Source organism: Hymenobacter sp. AT01-02, assembly GCF_000961955.2.
In the GTDB taxonomy this organism is placed as follows: domain Bacteria; phylum Bacteroidota; class Bacteroidia; order Cytophagales; family Hymenobacteraceae; genus Hymenobacter; species Hymenobacter mucosus.
On the sequence record NZ_JZIR02000129.1, the window covers coordinates 1 to 1,221 of the forward strand.

The following is a 1,221-nucleotide window of genomic DNA, read 5'->3' on the forward strand; positions in this document are numbered from 1 at the left end:
GCTACTACGCTACAGCAGCTAACCCTCAATGGCACAGGCAAAAACATCACGCTAGGCTCACCTTTCAACCTGAGCGGCACCCTCACCCTGAACGCTGGGCTACTTATTACTACGGCCAGCAACCTACTTACACTTACTGCTGAGGCTAGCAGTACGGAGGGCTCGGCGGGTTCTTACGTAAACGGTCCCGTGCAGAAAGTTGGCAGCACTGCTTTCGTGTTTCCGCTCGGGAAAGACGGGGTGTGGGCTCGTTTGGCTATTTCGGCACCGGCAACACCAACGGCCGCCTTCACGGCCGAATACATAGCAGCCTCTCACCCGGTTTCTGCCACTACCTCACCGCTGGATAATGTAAGCCGGATTGAATACTGGAACCTAACGCGCAGTGCTGGCTCCGATGATGTAGCCGTACGCCTCTTCTGGCAAGACGCCATCCGCAGTGGCATCGACGAGTTTTCGGCAGACTTACAAGTAGCCCGCTACGATGGCAGCACGTGGCTGACGGAGGGAAATGGCAGCTTGGGAGGCAGCCTGGCCGCGGGTTCGGTAGTATCGGAGGGGGCAGTAGGTGGCTACGGCGCTTTCTCCTTTGGGTCCCTTTCGCCCCAAGTAAACCCGCTGCCGGTGGAGCTACTCAGCTTCCGGGCCGCAGCTACGCAACCCGGGAGCGTGCAACTTAGCTGGGCTACGGCTTCCGAAACAAAGAACAAAGGCTTTGGAATAGAGCGCAGCCCCGACGGGCAAACGTGGCAGCAGGTAGCCTTTGTTGCAGGCCGTGGCACGTCTACCCAACAGCAGCAGTACACCCACCTCGATGTAGTGAAGGCAGCTAATACAACCCTGTACTACCGCCTGCGCCAGCAGGACGTGGACGGCAAAGCTACCTACTCCCAAGTAGCGGCCATACGCCTCCTGGCTACGGAAGAAGCCACGGCTGTTCTCTACCCCAACCCGGCCCCAGCCTCGGCCTCTTTCCTGACGCTGACGTTACCAACGGTGCTGCCAAATGCGGTACCAATAACTATTTCAGATCTTACGGGTCGCGTTGTGCACACGCAACTGCTACCGGCTGGTATCTCAAACGCTGACCTACAGTTGCCAGCTACTATACCGGCGGGAAATTATCTGCTGCAGGTAGGCGGCCCGGCCCAGCCGCAGAAAGTTATTCGGTGGGTACGCCAATAAATCAGTAGCGGCCTCGCGTAACTTACATGCATGTAG

At 57.9% G+C, this 1,221-nt stretch carries 1 protein-coding gene; it reads left to right on the top strand.

The window, feature by feature from the left end; genetic code table 11:
- On the top strand, positions 1–1,185 hold a 1,185-nt coding region (locus VI25_RS20985; RefSeq protein ID WP_055562820.1), incomplete at its 5' end, for a T9SS type A sorting domain-containing protein.
- Positions 1,186–1,221: the final 36 nt, after the last annotated feature.